The sequence below is a fragment of the Flavobacterium sp. CFS9 genome (genome assembly GCF_041154745.1).
GTDB lineage: Bacteria > Bacteroidota > Bacteroidia > Flavobacteriales > Flavobacteriaceae > Flavobacterium.
The window spans coordinates 2,133,177-2,150,206 of record NZ_AP031573.1 but is presented as its reverse complement, the minus strand read 5'-3'; the positions used below and the strand labels follow the sequence as shown (position 1 = coordinate 2,150,206).

Sequence of the window (17,030 nt, the reverse complement as noted above, 5' to 3'; positions counted from 1 at the left end):
TGATTTTAGTTTTTAGCATTAATCCTACTTTTTTTTAATATAAATTTGAAACCTAATTATTCAAGTAAATTCCTCATATGAAAAAACTATTACTTTTTATACTTTTATCAAACTCCATATCCATTTTTCCCCAAATTAATTTCTCTACAGAGCAAATTTTTGTAGATGAAAGAAATACTGCAACTAATATCTCAAATTCTTTTAGTGCAGACTTAAATAACGATGGTTTCAAAGAACTAATTACAAACACAAAGGATAATACTCTTGTTTGGTATAAAAATGTAAACGGGAATTTACTACATGAACAAAAAAAAATCGTTGACAATACTCTTTACTTAAAATGTATTTATGCAGCAGATATTGATAATGACAACTTAAATGATATAATAACAGTTGATTATTTCCTAGATAAAATTACATGGTATAAAAATTTAGGCAATGAAAAATTTTCTAAAGAAATAATTATCGCATCCATAGATAACCCACAATCTGTGGAGGTGGCTGATTTAAATAAAGACGGCCTCAATGATATTGTTGTTGGTTCATTAAATAAAGATGGAGTAGTTTTTTATCTCAATAAAGGAAATGGCGTCTTTACTGAAGGAAAAAAAATTAGCACTTCAGTATATGGCTTTGAAAAAGTAAAAATAATTGATCTTAATAATGATGGCTTTTTAGACATAATGTCTCTAAGTGAAGATAACACAATATTTTTGAATAAAAATACGGGAAATGGCTCTTTTGAACCTCCTGTGTATGTTGCATACATAGCTGATTATGGCAGTTTTGATTTTATGGATATAAATATGGATGGTTTTTTAGATCTTATCTCTTTTAATGCTAGTAACAAACTATCGTACTATATTAGTCAAAAAGGAAACAAATTCGATCCTCCTACTGTTATTGATAATGAGGAAAGTAATTTTACTAAATTATGTGTTCGAGACATGGATAATGATGGCTATCCTGATATCATTACTTCAAAATCATCAATTCTAGGATGGTACAAGAATAACACTGACAAAACTTTTACTTTTCAAACAGTAAGCAACAATACTATAAAATTTATAAAAGATCTAATTGCTGACGACTTTAATAAAGATTCGCTTCCGGAAATAGTATGTCTCTCTACTTTAAAAACTGAATATTCTGAAAGAGAAAAACTTTCATATTACTCTTATAACCCATCTACTTTGTTATATGATGAGACTATTATCAGAACTCCATTAGGTGCGATTTCTTCTATTAGAATTGGAGATCTAAATAATGATGGGCTTAATGATATTGTTACTGGATCTAGTATTGTCATGTGGAATAAAAATTTAGGAAATGGAAATTTTTCTTCTCCATATCTACTCCCTACTGATATTACATCAACTCTTAGCTCCGAAATTGAACTCGCAGACATGAATGGTGATGGCTGGCTTGATATTATAGCCTCCACTCAATATAAGTTTGAAATCTACAAGAATAATGGCAATGAAAAATTCACGTCAGTTTACAGCATCCCTCTTCTTTCTTTTCGAGATATAGAAATAGCTGATTTCAATAAAGACGGAAAACCGGATATATGTTTTACAAATCCATATCAAAAAGGGACTAATTTTGGTATAATTAAAAATTTGGGAGATTTTAATTTCGAAAATGTAAATCAAATTAGCTTTCCTACAAATTATAGATTTAAACCAAATAGAATAAAAAGTGGAGATATTGATAATGATGGAGATATTGACATTGTTGTTAGTTCAGCAGAAACTTCTTCAATTCAAATACTAAAAAATGATGGACAAGGAAATTTCACTATAAATACGGAGCTAACCAGTATCTCAACTAACCCAATTGAATTAGCAGATATTGATAATGATGGCTACCTTGATATAATTTCCGCAGACTCTTATTCCTATTCTCCTCGTAACGTGTATTGGATAAAAAACGACAAAGGAATATTTGATCCAAATTCAACAATAAAAACTATTGACAACCAACAGAGCTTACAATCTATTACTTGTGGTGATCTTGATGGCGATGGAAATATAGAAGTCATAGGTGTGTCTTATGAATATTATGCTCCATATGATGAAAAATTAATTGCTTATTCTTTTCAAAAAAATGCTTTTCAAAAAACCATAATACATAATTTAGGAAATGCAAGTAGTTTGAGTCGAGATGTTACGTTAGGGGACTTAAATAAGGACCATAAATTAGATATTGCAACGAGCTATTACTTTATAGGTAAAGCTAGTTTTTTCATAAATACTTCAACATTAAGCATAGAAGATGTAACCGATTCTAACAATAATGAAATACGTATTTACCCAAATCCCACATCGGATAAGATTTCATGGGACTCCGATGTAAATTATGACATTACAATTTATGACCAATCAGGCAAAACTGTTTTCAACAAAAAAAATTATTCAACTTCATCATTAGATTTAAATTTTTTAAATACTGGTATATATATAATGAAATTTAAAAACGATAACCAAAGCATAACCAAAAAAATTATAAAGAAATAAAAAAAGCGCCACAAAAATTGTGGCGCTTTTTTTAGCAGAGAGAAAAGAATTTGAACTCTTGATATAGTTACCCTTATACTGGTTTATTGGAATTTGCAAAGTGCAAAATTTACACATTGCTTTTCCATCTTCAAAAAGTATTTTGATATTCAACTTAGTACAAAAAAACAATAGTTTGGTCTACTGTTACACCTTTGTTTAATGTGAAATTGATAATTGAAGAAAGTTAATAAAAAACCCCGAAACTTTTGTTTCGGGGTTTGGTATTCTTTACGTTAAAAATTTGCAGAGAGGAAGGGATTCGAACCCTCGATACAGTTACCCATATACTAGCTTTCCAGGCTAGCTCCTTCAACCACTCGGACACCTCTCTAAATTGGTCTGCAAATAACATAAAAAAAAATGACTTAGAAAAACAAAATCGGATATTAGTTTACATACTTTTTCTAAATTCTTCCATAAACAGTTTTACGGCCTTTTTTTGGTAGCCTCCAAGGGTCAGCATAAACGATTCTCTTTTTGTTGGAACTCCCGTAATCTGAATCGCTTTCAGGTCGTCCCAGCCTTTTAGGGCTTTCTCGGCAACTATAGTAGCCCAGTCACTGTCCTGCACCATTTGCAGTAAGGCATGAATCGAGTTTAATTCGATGGAAATCTTGGGTCTCATTTTGTTTTTAGCAAATAGTTCTTCCACAAATTCTCTCGAATTCGACCCTTTTCCCGGTAAAACAAGCGGAATTTCTTCAATTTTCTTAAACACAATTTTGTCTAAAGTTGCCAAAGAATGTGTTTTTGAAACCACCAATACCATTTGTGAAGTAAACAAAGGAACTTTCTCAACGGGAATATTTATTTCATGTGACGAAATCACCAAAACTAGGTCTAATTCATTCGTTAATAATTTTTGTTCTAAAGCTTCTGTTGTACCGTATTCAACTACAATTTTTAGATTGGGGTATTGTTTTGCGAACGTATTGATAACGGGCAGAATTAAAAGGCCGAAGATATAGGTTACACCAATTCGCAGTTCACCGCCAATCATTTCGTTTAAATCTTCAATAGCCTGTTTTCCGTTTTCTACATTTTCGATAACTTTTTTGGCGTGAATCAGGAAAACAGCGCCGGCTTCGGTAAGCTGTACTTTTTTACCGATCCTTTTAAACAAAGGCATTTCGAGTTCTTCTTCAAGTTTTTTTATTTGCTGTGATAAGCCCGATTGGGTTACAAAACACAACTCGGCCGCTTTGGTAAAATGAAGTACCTCAGCAGTTTTTATAAAATATTCCAATTGATAAATTTCCATATTGATAAGTTTAAATACTTATTATAAGTAAAATTATTAATTTTTCTAATGAAATCATAATCCCGAACTTTGTAAAAAAATATCAGGCATTATGTTTAAAGCGTTAAAATCAAAAAACTTCAAGTTGTTCTTTTACGGACAATCTGTTTCTGTAATTGGAACCTGGCTTCAAAAAACAGCTGTAAGCTGGATGATTTACAGCGTTACGGGTTCGGTTTTCTTACTGGGATTAGCGACATTTTTAAGCATGATCCCGTCCTTGTTTCTGGCTCCCTTGGCCGGAAGTATTATTGGCCGTTACGACAGACACCGCGCTATGATTCTATTGCAATCTTTGGCTATGCTTCAGACTGGTGCTTTGGCACTGTTAATTTATCTGAAAATATACAACATCAACTTTATTCTGGCCTTGAGTTTAATTCAGGGAATCATCAATTCTTTTGACATGACTTGCCGACAAACGATGATGATTGATATTGTTGACAATAAAGAGGACTTACCCAATGCAGTAGCCTTAAACTCTACGCTGAATAATTTCGCCCGAATTGCCGGACCTGCCTTAGCCGGAATTATTCTGCACAATTACGGTGAGGACATTTGTTTTATTGGAAACTTCTTAAGCTACATTCCGGTTCTGATTTCTTTATTGATGATGAAAATCACACCTCATATTAAAGCAACCGAAAAAATGAAAATGGTAGACGATTTTTTGGAAGGTCTGGATTATATTAAAAAAGAAAGCGAAATGGCCAAAATGCTTCTGATGTTAATGTGCAGCAGCTTGTTTGTTATTTCGTTCAACACTTTAATGCCTGTTTTTGCCAAGGATATTTTTAGCGGAAATGCGCAGACTTTCAGCTGGTTTGAGAGCGCTGCCGGAATTGGTTCGATACTGTCTGCTATTTATCTGGCTAATCTTAAAAAAGCGGACAATATGGGCAAAATAATGATCGCTGCGAGCTTATTATTAGGCTTTAGTATTATCATACTGGCTTATTCAAATAGTCTGACTGTGGCACTTATTTGCATGGCTCTGAGCGGCCTGGGAATGATGGCACAAACCTCGTCTATAAACATTTACGTTCAGACACAAAGTCCTGTGCACCTGCGTTCGAGAAGTATTAGTTACTATCTGATGGCCTATCAGGGAATGATTCCTGTGGGAAGTTTGATTATCGGATATGTTTCGCACATTATCGGGACCCGAGAAACTGTGGCCATTCAGGGTATTATTTGCATACTCTCCGTAATTGTTTATGTGTACTACAAAAAACAGAGTTCTGAAGAAGAGTTTGGAACTTGTGAGGTTCGCTACAAAAATTGATTTTTAAAGCCCAAAATAAAAATTCCAAATTCCAAAATGAAGATATAATCAACAAACAATTGGAATTTGGAATTTTTATTTTGGAATTTTATTTTACAACGAAATCTCCCCGCGTAAAGCCGTTTCGAAAATTGCCTTAAATTCAGTTTGAGGAATATTTTGTCCCAGCAGATACATTAATTTTGTAATAGCTGCTTCGGTAGTAATATCTTTTCCGGAGATAACTCCAAGAGATTTTAAAGCCGTACTGGTTTCGTATTGTCCCATATTGACACTTCCGCCTGAACATTGCGTCACATTGACTACGTGCAATCCGGACTGAATTGCTTTCTCAATCAAATTCAAAAACCAGTCTTCTGTTGGCGCATTACCGGAACCATAAGTTTCCAAAACAATTCCCCTTAGATCTTTAATAGCAAGAATTGAAGCTAAAACCACTTCGCTCATTCCGGGGAACATTTTGATAATCGCGACATGATTGTCCATTTCTTTATGAACGATTAGTTTCGCGTCTGTCTTTACAGGAAGAAACAAATGGGTGTTCAGTTTTAAATGAACTCCCGACTCTACTAATTCCGGGTAGTTTGGTGCTGTAAATGCTCTGAAATGTTCTGCATTTACTTTTGAAGTTCGGTTACCGCGGTACAGTTTATATTCAAAATACAAACAGACCTCCGTGATTACCGGTTTTCCATTTTCCTGAAGTGAAGCAATCTGAATGGCTGTAATCAGGTTTTCTTTTGCATCGGTACGCAAGTCTCCTATCGGAAGCTGGGAACCTGTAAACACTACCGGTTTTGCCAAATTCTCTAACATAAAACTCAATGCCGAAGCAGAATACGACATGGTATCTGAACCATGTAATACCACAAACCCGTCGTAAGCACTATAATTTTCCTCAATAATAGTGGCAATTTTTGTCCACTCCTGAGGATTCATATTCGAGGAATCAATCGGGTCTTCAAAGGATACCGTTTCAATATCGCAGTCTAATTGTTTGATTTCAGGTATCTTTTGTAATAACTTACCAAAGTTAAACGCTTTGAGCGCGCCTGTCTCGAAATCTTTGCTCATACCAATGGTTCCACCGGTATAGATTAGTAATATTTTTGGTTTAGATGACATCCTGATATTTTAATTTATTAACAACCGGATTAGCATACATGGCCAAAAATCCTTGTCTTGTTACCGGGTTATCACTTCCGATACGCATTTCTAAACGACGCTCGAACAACGATTTTTCACTTTCTTTGTACAGATGTGCGAACTTATTGGTCTCGTTTAAAATATCGTAAGCAATAAAATTAGTGGGCCATAATTGGTAATTTTTCAAAACCGAATCGTCAATAACCTGAGCCAAAGCCTGTACTTGCTTGTTGACATTGTCATTTTCGGCTACAATCTGATCGATTTCTGTATCTAAAACATCTCCTACCGAAATGTGTATTCTTTTTTTAGTTCCCATGATACCGCTTAGGATATTCATGAAATCTTCGTTTTTGTCTTTAACATAAACCTCATTATTGGCTTCTGCCATTAACTGCGGCATCTTCAGAACATCTGTTGGATCGTATTCATATGAAATGGACACGGGAACAATTTTTAATTTCTTAAAATAATCCATTAAATTAGGTTCATCAGATCCCATTCCGATCATTTTCAGAACTCCCGGATTGGTTTCGTCATTTCCGTCTTTGGTACGGCCTTCTCTCTGCGCAATCCAAACCGAACGATTTTCACGAAGCAATAATTGCCCGATATATTCGGACAATAATTTAGAACTCTGCAGCATTTCTCTTGGCGATAAACCTCTTAGAACCAGAAAGTTTCTGTTTAATTTTGCCAAAGTACTCAGGAATGCTTTTTTAACCAGATTGTCTCCAATAGCAGATGCTGTCATGACTAATCCATGCTCAAAAAGGCAAACGTTCAATAAAGTAGTATCTAATAAAATATCTCTGTGATTAGAGATGAATAAGTAAGATTCATTTTTTTCCAGTTTCTCAAATCCTGAAGTCGTAAGACCTTCAGAACTTTTCTCTAAAACCTTTTGTATGGTGTTATAAATAAAATTGCATTGAAAATCACGAATAGAATGTGTCTTTTTTAGCTGCTCTTTCCAAACCTCATCTGCTACTTCCGGAAAAGTAAAATTCATCATGGTTTTCATCATTGGATGATTGACCACATCATGAAGTGCTTCATTTATTTCAGAATCATAAAACGGTCGAATGGCATCAAATCTCTGCATTATTTATATTGGTATTAAGTGAGCAAAAGAACAAAAAAAAAATTAAACTATTGTAAGGTATGGGTTAAATCCCGAAAACGTCTATTGAGTTTTGAGTGGTTCGCGCTGCAATTTCTTCCTCAGAAACGTCATATAGATCGGCTAATTTGGCAATAACATTTATCAGATAACTGCTTTCATTTCTTTTTCCACGATATGGAATCGGTGCCAAATAAGGAGAATCGGTTTCGAGAACGATATGCTTCAAATCGATCTGATTTAGAAACTGATCGATTTTTCCATTCTTGAATGTTACGACCCCTCCGATTCCCAGTTTCATATTGTAAGACAGTGCCTGAAGTGCCTGTTCGTACGTTCCTGAAAAGCAATGGAAGATCCCAAATAAATCTGCTGATTTTTCCTCTTCCAGTACTTCAAAGATTTCGTCAAAAGCCTCACGACAATGAATCACAATAGGTAATTTGTATTGCTTGGCCAGTTGAATTTGTCTTTTAAAAGCAATTTGCTGTTCTTTCAAATGTGTTTTATCCCAGTACAAATCGATTCCGATTTCCCCCACAGCATAGAACTTTCGTTTGGCCAGTTCGGTTTCTACATGTTTTAATTCCTCTTCATAATTGTCTTTCACGTAAGTAGGATGCAATCCCATCATCAGGTATACATAATCCGGGTAATTTTGCTCGAGATCGTACATCGACTGTGTTGCAGCGGCATCAATAGCAGGAATAAAAAAACGGGTTACTCCGGCCTCTATAGCTCTTTGCATCATCTCGTCACGATCCTGATCAAATTCTTCAGAATATAAATGTGTATGTGTATCGGTAATTATGGGCTTCAAATTCAATTGTTGTAATTTTTAATGGCCCAAAATTACGATAATATTAAAAACTTTCCCAATTTGAGTGTAATGATGAAACATCGCTTACGGATTCACTTTGTGAAAACGCGAATAAAACTGATATTTAAAAAGTAAACCCGACAGGTTTTAAAAACCTGTCGGGTTTGAATAAGTATAAAATAATTAGCTGTTTCCCTGTTTGAACAATCAATCCAACTCGTCCAATAACTCCTGAACGTCGTCGTAGTTTTCATAATCCTGCGAAATGGTCTGCAGGATTTCTCTGCAGGCATTGTAATCTTTCTGTTTTAATTTGGACAGTGCCAGACTCCATTTGGCTTTTTCTTTGTAAGCTGAATTACCTGATTTTAGTTCATTAAAAACGGCTTCTGCTTCTTTATAATCACTTTCTTCCAGTAAAGAAACTCCATAAAAATATTGTATTTCGGGTGTTTTATTCTCCCTTAAAATTTCTTCAAAAAACGGAATCGCCAGTTCATAATTCTTTTCATTGAATGCTTTTTCTGCTTGTTTTAAAGTTTCGTCCGCATCACCTCGTTCGACAAAAGAAGCAGTTTCGGGATGATTAAAATCTTCAAAATCTGGATTCTGATTGTAATCAAAAAAGAACAGTCCGAATAAAATAACGACTGATGCCGCAGCTGCGAAATACCAAGGCCGCATTTGAACCACTTTAGGCTTGTTGGCATTAAAATGTTTCTCTGAAATCTCCGTCAGATTTGCAGTAAAGGCTTCTCTTTCTACTTGGTGTGCAAAATTATTTTTAAGCTGCAACTGCACTTCTTTGAAAGTTTCAAACTCCGAAGCCAGTTCATGATCCTCAGACAATTGTTTCTCAAAACTATCTTTTTCCTCAACAGTCATTTCTCCCTGAAGATATTGATCGAATAATATATAGCGTTCTTCGTTCATGACTAATTATTTTTTAACGATTTAAAATTTTTGGCTTCCTGAATCCACTGTGTCAATTGCCCTATACACAACGATTTTTTCTTACGAACATACGCGTAAGTCACGTTGAGCTTCGAAGCAACTTCTTCCATCGTTTTGGTGGTGAAACTTAGTTTTAACAACTCCTGACATTTGTCTCCTAATTTCTGAAACATGGCATCAAACAGCTGCTGTTTTTCATCAAATTCTTCGGTCTGACCAATTAACTCCAGAGCAGATTCATTCATAGATACTGCATCCTCATTAATTGTTACCCCTTTATTGGATGTTTTTTTAAGTTCGTTAAGCCATTTCCTTTTGCACAATAAAAAAAAGTAAGCGTCAAAAGGACAAGTCAATTGCAGTGTCTTCGCTTTGGCCTGATTAAAAAGTAAAATCATGACTTCCTGGACCACATCCTGAGCATGTTCCTTATCTCCTGAATTGTTCATAACGAACATCACTACTTTGGGAACGAATTTTTTGTAAATGCTTTGAATGACTGCAGAATTATTTGCAGCAATGCCCTCAATATACATTTGATCGGGATGAATTTTACTCTTTACCATAAAGAACCATTTTGTAGCTAATTTAAAAAACAATTGGAAATAAATTTCATGTCATAGGGTAACAATTAACAAATCAAGTTGATGTAATAGCGAAGAACTAACAAAATAGTCTCCTATAAGAATCTAAAAACCATCAAAAATCAGGAAAATGGAAACCTATCAATTTGTAAACGAAAAGAGTTTGGATCAATTTCATCAGATGATTTCTGCCAAAACACGAAATGGATTTGTGGTCGTGGAGCATAACGAAAAGCTTCCGTATGTGGTTTTATCCAAAAAGCCAAAAGCAATCAATCATCCGTTGCACCTCTTTCTTACCTGTATCACATTCGGACTCTGGATTACAGTATGGATCTATTTTACAATAACGCTTTCACGAAAGACAAGTATTCTTGTTGCTGTAGATGAAGACGGTAATTTATTTGAAGATAAATGTCTTTCAGAATAAATTCAGAAAAAACAAAAACAGGGGTAACAATTGTTTATCAAAGTTGATTTACTACTAATAAGAACAAGTTCAGAAATAAATTTCAATAATAAGGGTAACAATATCAAACCCAAATTGATATAGCAATATAATTAACAACCGAAATCTGAAAACCACCTGATCATCAGGACAGATTTATAAAAACTAGAAATCATGAACACACATTTTAAAAAAATCGGACTTTTATTTTTATTGGCAATGAGTTTTGTAAGCTGTGACAACAGTGACGGCGACGATAATCTTATTTTGCCTCCCTCGGCTACCGCTTTTAAAAGCATAAGCGAAAAAGGGGTGAAGAAAAACACACAAAACTTTACCATTACTGCCGGAACCGGTGTGGTAACTTTAACTTCGGCTAAAGGAGTAAAATTAAGCATCAACGGAGACTGCCTTACCAAAAATGGAGTTGCGGTAACGGGAGCGGTTGCAATTGAGTACATCGAACTTTTTGACAAAGGAACTATGCTGGTTACCAACAAACCTACCATGGGAGTTATGCCTGACGGAAAGAAAAACTTATTGATTTCCGGTGGAGAATTTTTCATCAGAGCTACTCAGGGCGGTGTTGAGCTTAAAAGTTCCTGTTCTATGAATTTAATTGTTCCTGCTGCTTTAACAGATGGTGTAGACAATGCCATGACTTTATGGGTGGGTAAAATTGATGAACAAGGCGAACTGGCATGGGAACAGCCTAAACCAAATGCTGACGGAACCGGAGGTAAAGGCGGCGTTCAGGGCGAAGGAACCAATTACTACGTGACTTTTGGTAATTTTGGATGGACAAACGTTGACCGTTTTTACAGTGACCCAAGACCGAAAACCACTCTTTTGGTTGATGCTCCTGACGGTTACGACAATAACAACAGTGCAGTTTATTTGTCTTATGATGGCGAAGGTACTAATGCGCTTGCAAAATTAGATACTTACACAGCTGCCGGATTGTTTAGCGAGCACTACGGACAGATCCCAATTGGTTTAAAATGTCATGTGATTTTTGTAACCGAAGACAATGGTCAATGGCGATATGCGATTAAAGCCGTAACGGTTGCTGCAAATGACATCTACACCTTTACACTGGGGGAAACAGTAGTGGGGACTGAAGCACAATTGGTAGCTGCAATCAATGCTATTCAGTAAGTTACAAAATACTTTTTAAGAAAAAGTGATGATTTGCTCATCACTTTTTTTTACATTTAATCCAGTTTTCAAATTAATTCTGATGCTTTTCAGAAGCTAATCCTGCTGTCCGCTGTATCTTTTGTCCCGAACCCCGGTACAAAAGGATGCCGCTCCCATCAGGGCTAAAACCCTCTAGTTATGAAACCACTATCGTCGATTTTATTGATTCTGTTTTCTGTTTTCGCGATGGGTCAAACGAAAGTAAAAGACACCATAACGCGAAGAGCCAATATTGTTTTCATTCAAAACGGAAATACGGTTACTTATAAACCCGAAACTCCTCCTTTGATTCCTATTGCCGGTGCTCCAAAACCCAGTTATTCTTATTTGTGGGAACTCGGTGACGGGCATTACAGCAAAGAAGCCGAACCAAAACATGTCTACAAAAACAAAGGAACCTATACGACCAGACTTGCCGTAACCAACAATTACGACAATGGAAAACCTCCGGCAACACGCCCGAAAAAAGTGGCCGTAAATGACCTTACCGACACCAACTATAAAGACATTGCTTCTATCGCCGATCAAAACGGATTTGCCATTTTAAAAAACTGTGACCCGATTCCGGAACAGGAAATGGTAGTCGTAGTGAGTTATCAGAATCTGGAGAATTATGTTTCCAGCGGAAAACTGTATTTGTTTTATAATGAAAAGCAATTTAAGAATAATAATTTCGAACTGGTTGATTTCAGAACCTATGCCAACGAGCGTGAAGTAAAGGAAAAAGCTGTTGCTTCTGTGGACGATCTGGACGATTCTAAAAATTATACTGCTTCTGTCGAAAACACTTTTAAAGCCAAAAAATACAGAAATACAACCAGCGAAGAGGACCTGGATGCTTCCCTGCTTGATGCCCATAAAACCTATCATAATGTTTCGGTTTTAGAGTTTGAGGATGCGAATCCTAATGAGACCCGAAATGTTTTTTATACTTTTAAAACGACTCCCGAAATGATTAAAGATACCAGTGCAACGGTTACGATGCGTGGTATTTTTGTCCCGAATAGAAGCTATAAAAACCATAAAATCAAGAATCTGGAAATGGAAATCGTAACCTCTCATGACCCAAACAAAATGGGCTCTAACGGACGTTTTATGAATTACAGACTGGTTCGTTTTAAAAGAGTAAATTTTAAAACACGTTTTCAAAACAACGGTGAAGGTCCTGCACGTATGATTAGACTTGAAACCGATATTCCGGATATGTTTGACAAAAAAACTTTCCAGATCGAAGACATGTATCCCAAATGTCCCATCTGTCCAAAAGATGAAGTTCCAACGACAAGCTGTCTGGATACCATTATCAAAAAGAATCAAATCTTTTTTACTTTCAAAAACATTTACTTACCCGGAAGCGAACAGAAAAATGTACATGAAAAAGACAGTACAAAAGGTTTTGTAAAGTATTCGATGAAGTTTGGTGAAGATTTTCACAAAGTAAAAACCCGAAGCCGAACGGCTATTATATTTGATAAAAACGAACCCATCATTACCAACTATGCCACAACGCGGTTCCTTCCCGGAATTTCAATTGGAGCTAAAGCCGGTTATAATTTGTATCCTGATCTGGAAAAATCGACGAGTTATTTTGTGGGGGCGACTATTTCGCCATTTAAATCGTATCGGTTTTACTGGCAGGCCGAATGGATTAATGCCCTGAACAAATACGAAAGCGGTCTAATGATAGTTGATCAAACGGTAGTAAGTGCAAACGGTGTGAAGCAATTGCAACGTACCACCTCTACAACCGAAAACAAAAATGTAAACTGGGAAATCCCGGTCTTGATTCGCTATAACCTTAACAATTATATAGGAGTCGGAGCCGGAATTCAGGCCAATTTTGACATTTCATCAGAAGAAAACCAAACGAAAAAAATTGAAAACTTTGAAGGCGGAACAGATCAGTTTCTGATCAGTACCCGATCGGAATCCAATTCGGTAAAGAACGGTTTTGGAAATTTAAAAACGGGAGTTTTATTCGATTTAACAGCCGGTTTTGCGAGAATCGGGCCGAGTTTTGGAGCGCGTTATGTGATTAATTTTGAGCAGAATTTTAACTATTTTCAGTTTTATGGGATTTGGAAGTTTTAAGAGCTATTTCTTCGCCACTGAATGTCACCCTGAGCGAAGTCGAAGGCTCCCTTACAATAAAGGTCTTCGACTTCGCTCAGACGGACAATCGTAATATTGCATCTATTATTTTATGAACTTATATAACTTATGTGGATTTTAGAAGTTTTAAGAGCTATTTCTTCGCCACTGAATGTCACCCTGAGCGAAGTCGAAGGCTTCCTTACAATAAAGGTCTTCGACTTCGCTCAGACGGACAATCGTAATATTACATCTATTATTTTATGAACTTATATAACTTATGTGGATTTTAGAAGTTTTAAATGTTATTTCTTCGCCACTGAATGTCACCCTGAGCGAAGTCGAAGGCTTCCTTACAATAAAGGTCTTCGACTTCGCTCAGACGGACAATCGTAGTATTACATCTATTATATGAACTTATATTGCTTATATGTTTCAATCTTCCTTTTTTTCAATCTGAATGTTTTAGGACAGAATCAGGAAGATCAAATATATACCGCAATTGACATCTTTATTGCTCACCCTTCCACAAAAGCACTACAAAATCTCACTGATACAGAAGCTGTTTTCTGGAAAAATCCGAAATCTAAAACCAAAGGGGAATTACTGGCGATTGTAGTTTTAAACTGCAATAAAGCGTATTATGAAAATCAGTTTGGGAAAACAGAGAAAGCAATCGCGAGTTATGAAAAAGCCTGGCAAATTTATCAGAAAAACAAACTTACAGATTATGATATCATCGAATACTGCCTGAAACCCTTAGGCAATTTGTATACAGTTTTGGGGGATTATGACAGTGCGGAAAATACCATAAAGCAGTATTTTTTTATTGTCAACACTACTCCAAAATATCCGGATGCCCAAAAGCAAAAATTTGCTGCGGTTCTGAATTTATCCAATGTCTATCAGAGTTCGGGCAAATTCAATCTGGCTATTGATTTATTGGAACAAATCCTGAAAACGGAGAAACTGTCTAATGTTCAAAAAGGAATTGCACTAAATAATCTGGGCAACAATTACCTGTTAAGTTCCACTGGTAATTTAATACGCCCTGAGCTGTATCAGAGAATCGAAAACACCTTTGAGTCGTCTGTAAATTATTTGAAAAGCGAGAAAAACCAATCCGAGACTTTATCTAATTCTTACCGGAATCTGGCGATGTTAAATCGGCAAAGACATCAATTTGAAGCTTCCAATTCTTATTTAGCAAAAGCGGAAAAACTTCTACTGGAAACCCCTCAGGTACAAACCCGAAAAATAGCAAAGCTGTACTATGAAAAAGCTTTATTGCTTTTTGATGAGAGAAAATATGCTGAAAGCACCAAACAAATTAAAGCCGTTTTTAAATTTTTAATCCCAAATTATGAAGACTCGCAAGCTCTTCCGAATCAAAATCAATTGTACGCCGAAACGGTTTTAATTGATGCACTCGATTTACAGGCCCAGCTTTTCCTGAGTCAAAATCAGCTTAAAAAAGCATTGGAATCTTATGAACTTTCGCTTCATATCGAAGAGCTCTTGATGAACCTTACTCTTTACGAAAACTCGAAGATAATCAGTCAGATTCGTTCCCGAAACCGTACCGAAAAATGCCTTTTGATTTATGATCGTCTGTTTCAGAAAGAAAACAAAACGGAATATCTCGAGAGCGCTTTTCAATTGGCGGAAAAAACAAAATCAGGAGTTTTAAAAAATTATCATTCGAATATTAAAAAAGCAACTACAGAAGAAAAATCACTTTTACAGCGGCTTCAAAATTTAAACAATGTTATTGTTAAAGAGCAGCAAAAGGGCCGTCTGGCCAATATTGCAAACATCAACATAGCGATCAGAAAGCAAAATGAAGTAATGCTCTCGCTGAAACAGCTTCAGTCTAAAAGCCCTGACTTACTTCCTGAGATCAGCGATCTAAAAACCTTATTTTCGAAACTGGAAAAAGACAAAGCGGTTATGGTTTACTACTTTATGGGAGCTGAAAATTTGTATTATTTCACCTTGCAGAACAACCGAATCAGTCTCAATCATCTTTATACGGCACATACGGCTATGCTGGATATTCTAAAATTTATAAACTTTTTTAATACCTCAGCTGCCATTACAAATGATATTTCGGGATACAACTACTATGGCAAAAAAGTATATGATTTATTGCAGATGCCACGAAATACTATTTACCAAAACCTCATCATTGTTCCCGATGGCATTTTAAACTTCTTGCCTTTTGAGGCTTTGATTACAAAGGACTCAAAAACCACCAATTTTTCCAGAATGCATTATTTACTGAATGATTTCAGGATTGCTTATGCTACTTCTGCAAACCTGTATCTTAACCCTAACCCGGTTTCAAATTCAGAAAATACCATTTTAGGCGTTTTTCCGGTTTTCGAAAATACTTCTTTTGAATTGCGTTATTCCAAAAAGGAACTAGAGGCCATCAAACGTAATTTTAAGGGAAGATATTTAGAAAACTCAGAAGCTACTTTCTCCAATTTCAAGAATAATGCGAACCATTATTCGATTTTACACTTAAGTACTCACGCTTCTTCAGGTGATATTGAAACTCCTGCGAGCATTAAATTTTACGATCAGGAAATTTTATATTCCGAATTATACAATCTGAATGTCAATCCTGATTTAGTAGTTTTGAGCGCCTGTGAAACCGGAATCGGTAAATTGTACAAAGGTGAAGGTGCTATGAGTGTGGCCAGAGGTTTTCAGTTTGCAGGGGCACAGAATTTATTGTTCTCTTTATGGAAAGTCAACGATTATACAACCTCTGTTTTTATGACCTATTTTTATGAAAACATCAAAAGGGGGCAATCCTATACGGAAGCCAATACAAATGCAAAACGTGCTTTTTTACAGGACAAGTCCATTTCGAATGCTAAAAAATCTCCTTATTACTGGAGTTCTTTTGTGTACTATGGTGCTATCCAAACAGAGAAACAATCGACAAATTATATCTTTTATATCATTAGTTTATTGGGGGTAATTGGTTTATTTTTGGTTTTCAATCACAATCGAAAATGGAAAATCTTCACGAGGTTCTCAAAAAAGAGAAATACAGAAAAATAAAATTCAAGGTTACCAAAACACAGCATTTATTGATTAAGGCAAAAATCAACGGTATTTCGGGAAATTTTATTTTAGATACCGGGGCCTCTAACTCCTGTGTAGGATTTGAAAGTATTGAACGTTTTGAACTGACCGCAAAGAATTCAAAAACCAAAGCTTCGGGTGCCGGAGGAACGGGAATGCTAACCCAAATTTCAAAGCACAATCGCCTGCAGCTCGGAAGTTGGAAAAACCACGATTTTAGTCTGGTTATTTTTGATCTCTCTCATGTAAATGAAGCTTTGGAGTCTTACAAAGCAAAACCTGTTCATGGTATTATTGGTGCAGATATTCTGCTTGAAGGCAAAGCAATTATCGATTATTACAACCATTATTTGTATTTAAAATAATCGATTACAAATTTAAATACTGAAATTTTTAGTCCGTTTTTTTGTATATATTTG

General features: G+C 35.6%; 13 protein-coding genes and 1 tRNA gene. 7 read left to right on the top strand and 7 right to left on the bottom strand.

The window, feature by feature from the left end:
* The first annotated feature begins 77 nt into the window (after positions 1-77).
* Positions 78-2,519: a T9SS type A sorting domain-containing protein gene (locus tag ACAM30_RS09435; RefSeq protein ID WP_369618258.1), complete on the top strand. Its 2,442-nt coding sequence runs from the start codon at positions 78-80 to the stop codon at positions 2,517-2,519.
* Positions 2,520-2,805: 286 nt separating this feature from the next.
* On the opposite strand, the gene ACAM30_RS09430 is transcribed toward ACAM30_RS09435, so the two are convergent.
* Both ACAM30_RS09430 and ACAM30_RS09425 read right to left on the bottom strand, forming a co-directional pair.
* Positions 2,806-2,892 (bottom strand) — tRNA-Ser (locus ACAM30_RS09430).
* 60 nt (positions 2,893-2,952) lie between these two features.
* Positions 2,953-3,822 (bottom strand): LysR substrate-binding domain-containing protein, encoded by an 870-nt coding sequence (locus ACAM30_RS09425; protein WP_369618257.1) that lies wholly within the window; start codon positions 3,820-3,822, stop codon positions 2,953-2,955.
* Positions 3,823-3,913: 91 nt separating this feature from the next.
* Between ACAM30_RS09425 and ACAM30_RS09420 the strand changes: the two genes are divergently transcribed.
* On the top strand, positions 3,914-5,146 hold the full coding sequence (locus ACAM30_RS09420; RefSeq protein ID WP_369618256.1) for an MFS transporter: 1,233 nt from the start codon (positions 3,914-3,916) through the stop codon (positions 5,144-5,146).
* A gap of 93 nt (positions 5,147-5,239) precedes the next feature.
* Here the strand turns inward: ACAM30_RS09420 and ACAM30_RS09415 are convergent, their stop codons facing one another.
* The 5 genes from ACAM30_RS09415 to ACAM30_RS09395 form a co-directional block, all read right to left on the bottom strand.
* Positions 5,240-6,271 (bottom strand): asparaginase, encoded by a 1,032-nt coding sequence (locus tag ACAM30_RS09415; RefSeq protein ID WP_369618255.1) that lies wholly within the window; start codon positions 6,269-6,271, stop codon positions 5,240-5,242.
* Complete coding sequence (locus ACAM30_RS09410) at positions 6,261-7,397, bottom strand: 1-acyl-sn-glycerol-3-phosphate acyltransferase (RefSeq protein WP_369618254.1); 1,137 nt, start codon at positions 7,395-7,397, stop codon at positions 6,261-6,263. Before ACAM30_RS09410 ends, ACAM30_RS09415 begins: the two co-directional genes overlap by 11 nt.
* A 64-nt stretch (positions 7,398-7,461) precedes the next feature.
* Positions 7,462-8,241 carry a TatD family hydrolase gene (locus tag ACAM30_RS09405; protein WP_369618253.1) on the bottom strand — a complete coding sequence of 260 codons (780 nt, stop codon included), beginning with the start codon at positions 8,239-8,241 and terminating at the stop codon, positions 7,462-7,464.
* A gap of 201 nt (positions 8,242-8,442) precedes the next feature.
* Entirely contained in the window at positions 8,443-9,168 is a 726-nt protein-coding gene (locus ACAM30_RS09400; protein WP_369618252.1) for a tol-pal system YbgF family protein, read from the bottom strand.
* A 2-nt stretch (positions 9,169-9,170) separates the two neighbouring features.
* The gene (locus ACAM30_RS09395; RefSeq protein ID WP_369618251.1) at positions 9,171-9,755 is read right to left on the bottom strand and encodes an RNA polymerase sigma factor; all 585 of its coding nucleotides are present in this window, start codon (positions 9,753-9,755) and stop codon (positions 9,171-9,173) included.
* A 148-nt stretch (positions 9,756-9,903) separates the two neighbouring features.
* On the opposite strand from ACAM30_RS09395, the gene ACAM30_RS09390 reads away from it, so the two are divergent.
* The 5 genes from ACAM30_RS09390 (at position 9,904) to ACAM30_RS09370 (ending at position 16,976) form a co-directional block, all read left to right on the top strand.
* On the top strand, positions 9,904-10,203 hold the full coding sequence (locus ACAM30_RS09390) for a hypothetical protein (RefSeq protein WP_369618250.1): 300 nt from the start codon (positions 9,904-9,906) through the stop codon (positions 10,201-10,203).
* A 192-nt stretch (positions 10,204-10,395) separates the two neighbouring features.
* Positions 10,396-11,379 (top strand): hypothetical protein, encoded by a 984-nt coding sequence (locus ACAM30_RS09385; protein ID WP_369618249.1) that lies wholly within the window; start codon positions 10,396-10,398, stop codon positions 11,377-11,379.
* Positions 11,380-11,559: 180 nt separating this feature from the next.
* Entirely contained in the window at positions 11,560-13,512 is a 1,953-nt protein-coding gene (locus tag ACAM30_RS09380) for a PKD domain-containing protein (RefSeq protein WP_369618248.1), read from the top strand.
* 411 nt (positions 13,513-13,923) lie between these two features.
* On the top strand, positions 13,924-16,587 hold the full coding sequence (locus tag ACAM30_RS09375) for a CHAT domain-containing protein (protein ID WP_369618247.1): 2,664 nt from the start codon (positions 13,924-13,926) through the stop codon (positions 16,585-16,587).
* Positions 16,539-16,976 (top strand): retropepsin-like aspartic protease, encoded by a 438-nt coding sequence (locus tag ACAM30_RS09370; RefSeq protein ID WP_369618246.1) that lies wholly within the window; start codon positions 16,539-16,541, stop codon positions 16,974-16,976. Before ACAM30_RS09375 ends, ACAM30_RS09370 begins: the two co-directional genes overlap by 49 nt.
* Positions 16,977-17,030: the final 54 nt, after the last annotated feature.

What these genes read in the sequence shown, in the direction of transcription:
- ACAM30_RS09435 (WP_369618258.1), top strand. Translation starts at nt 78, where the DNA reads ATGAAAAAACTATTACTTTTTATACTTTTATCAAACTCCATATCCATT.
- ACAM30_RS09425 (WP_369618257.1), bottom strand. Translation starts at nt 3,822, where the DNA reads ATGGAAATTTATCAATTGGAATATTTTATAAAAACTGCTGAGGTACTT.
- ACAM30_RS09420 (WP_369618256.1), top strand. Translation starts at nt 3,914, where the DNA reads ATGTTTAAAGCGTTAAAATCAAAAAACTTCAAGTTGTTCTTTTACGGA.
- ACAM30_RS09415 (WP_369618255.1), bottom strand. Translation starts at nt 6,271, where the DNA reads ATGTCATCTAAACCAAAAATATTACTAATCTATACCGGTGGAACCATT.
- ACAM30_RS09410 (WP_369618254.1), bottom strand. Translation starts at nt 7,397, where the DNA reads ATGCAGAGATTTGATGCCATTCGACCGTTTTATGATTCTGAAATAAAT.
- ACAM30_RS09400 (WP_369618252.1), bottom strand. Translation starts at nt 9,168, where the DNA reads ATGAACGAAGAACGCTATATATTATTCGATCAATATCTTCAGGGAGAA.
- ACAM30_RS09395 (WP_369618251.1), bottom strand. Translation starts at nt 9,755, where the DNA reads ATGGTAAAGAGTAAAATTCATCCCGATCAAATGTATATTGAGGGCATT.
- ACAM30_RS09390 (WP_369618250.1), top strand. Translation starts at nt 9,904, where the DNA reads ATGGAAACCTATCAATTTGTAAACGAAAAGAGTTTGGATCAATTTCAT.
- ACAM30_RS09385 (WP_369618249.1), top strand. Translation starts at nt 10,396, where the DNA reads ATGAACACACATTTTAAAAAAATCGGACTTTTATTTTTATTGGCAATG.
- ACAM30_RS09380 (WP_369618248.1), top strand. Translation starts at nt 11,560, where the DNA reads ATGAAACCACTATCGTCGATTTTATTGATTCTGTTTTCTGTTTTCGCG.
- ACAM30_RS09375 (WP_369618247.1), top strand. Translation starts at nt 13,924, where the DNA reads ATGAACTTATATTGCTTATATGTTTCAATCTTCCTTTTTTTCAATCTG.
- ACAM30_RS09370 (WP_369618246.1), top strand. Translation starts at nt 16,539, where the DNA reads ATGGAAAATCTTCACGAGGTTCTCAAAAAAGAGAAATACAGAAAAATA.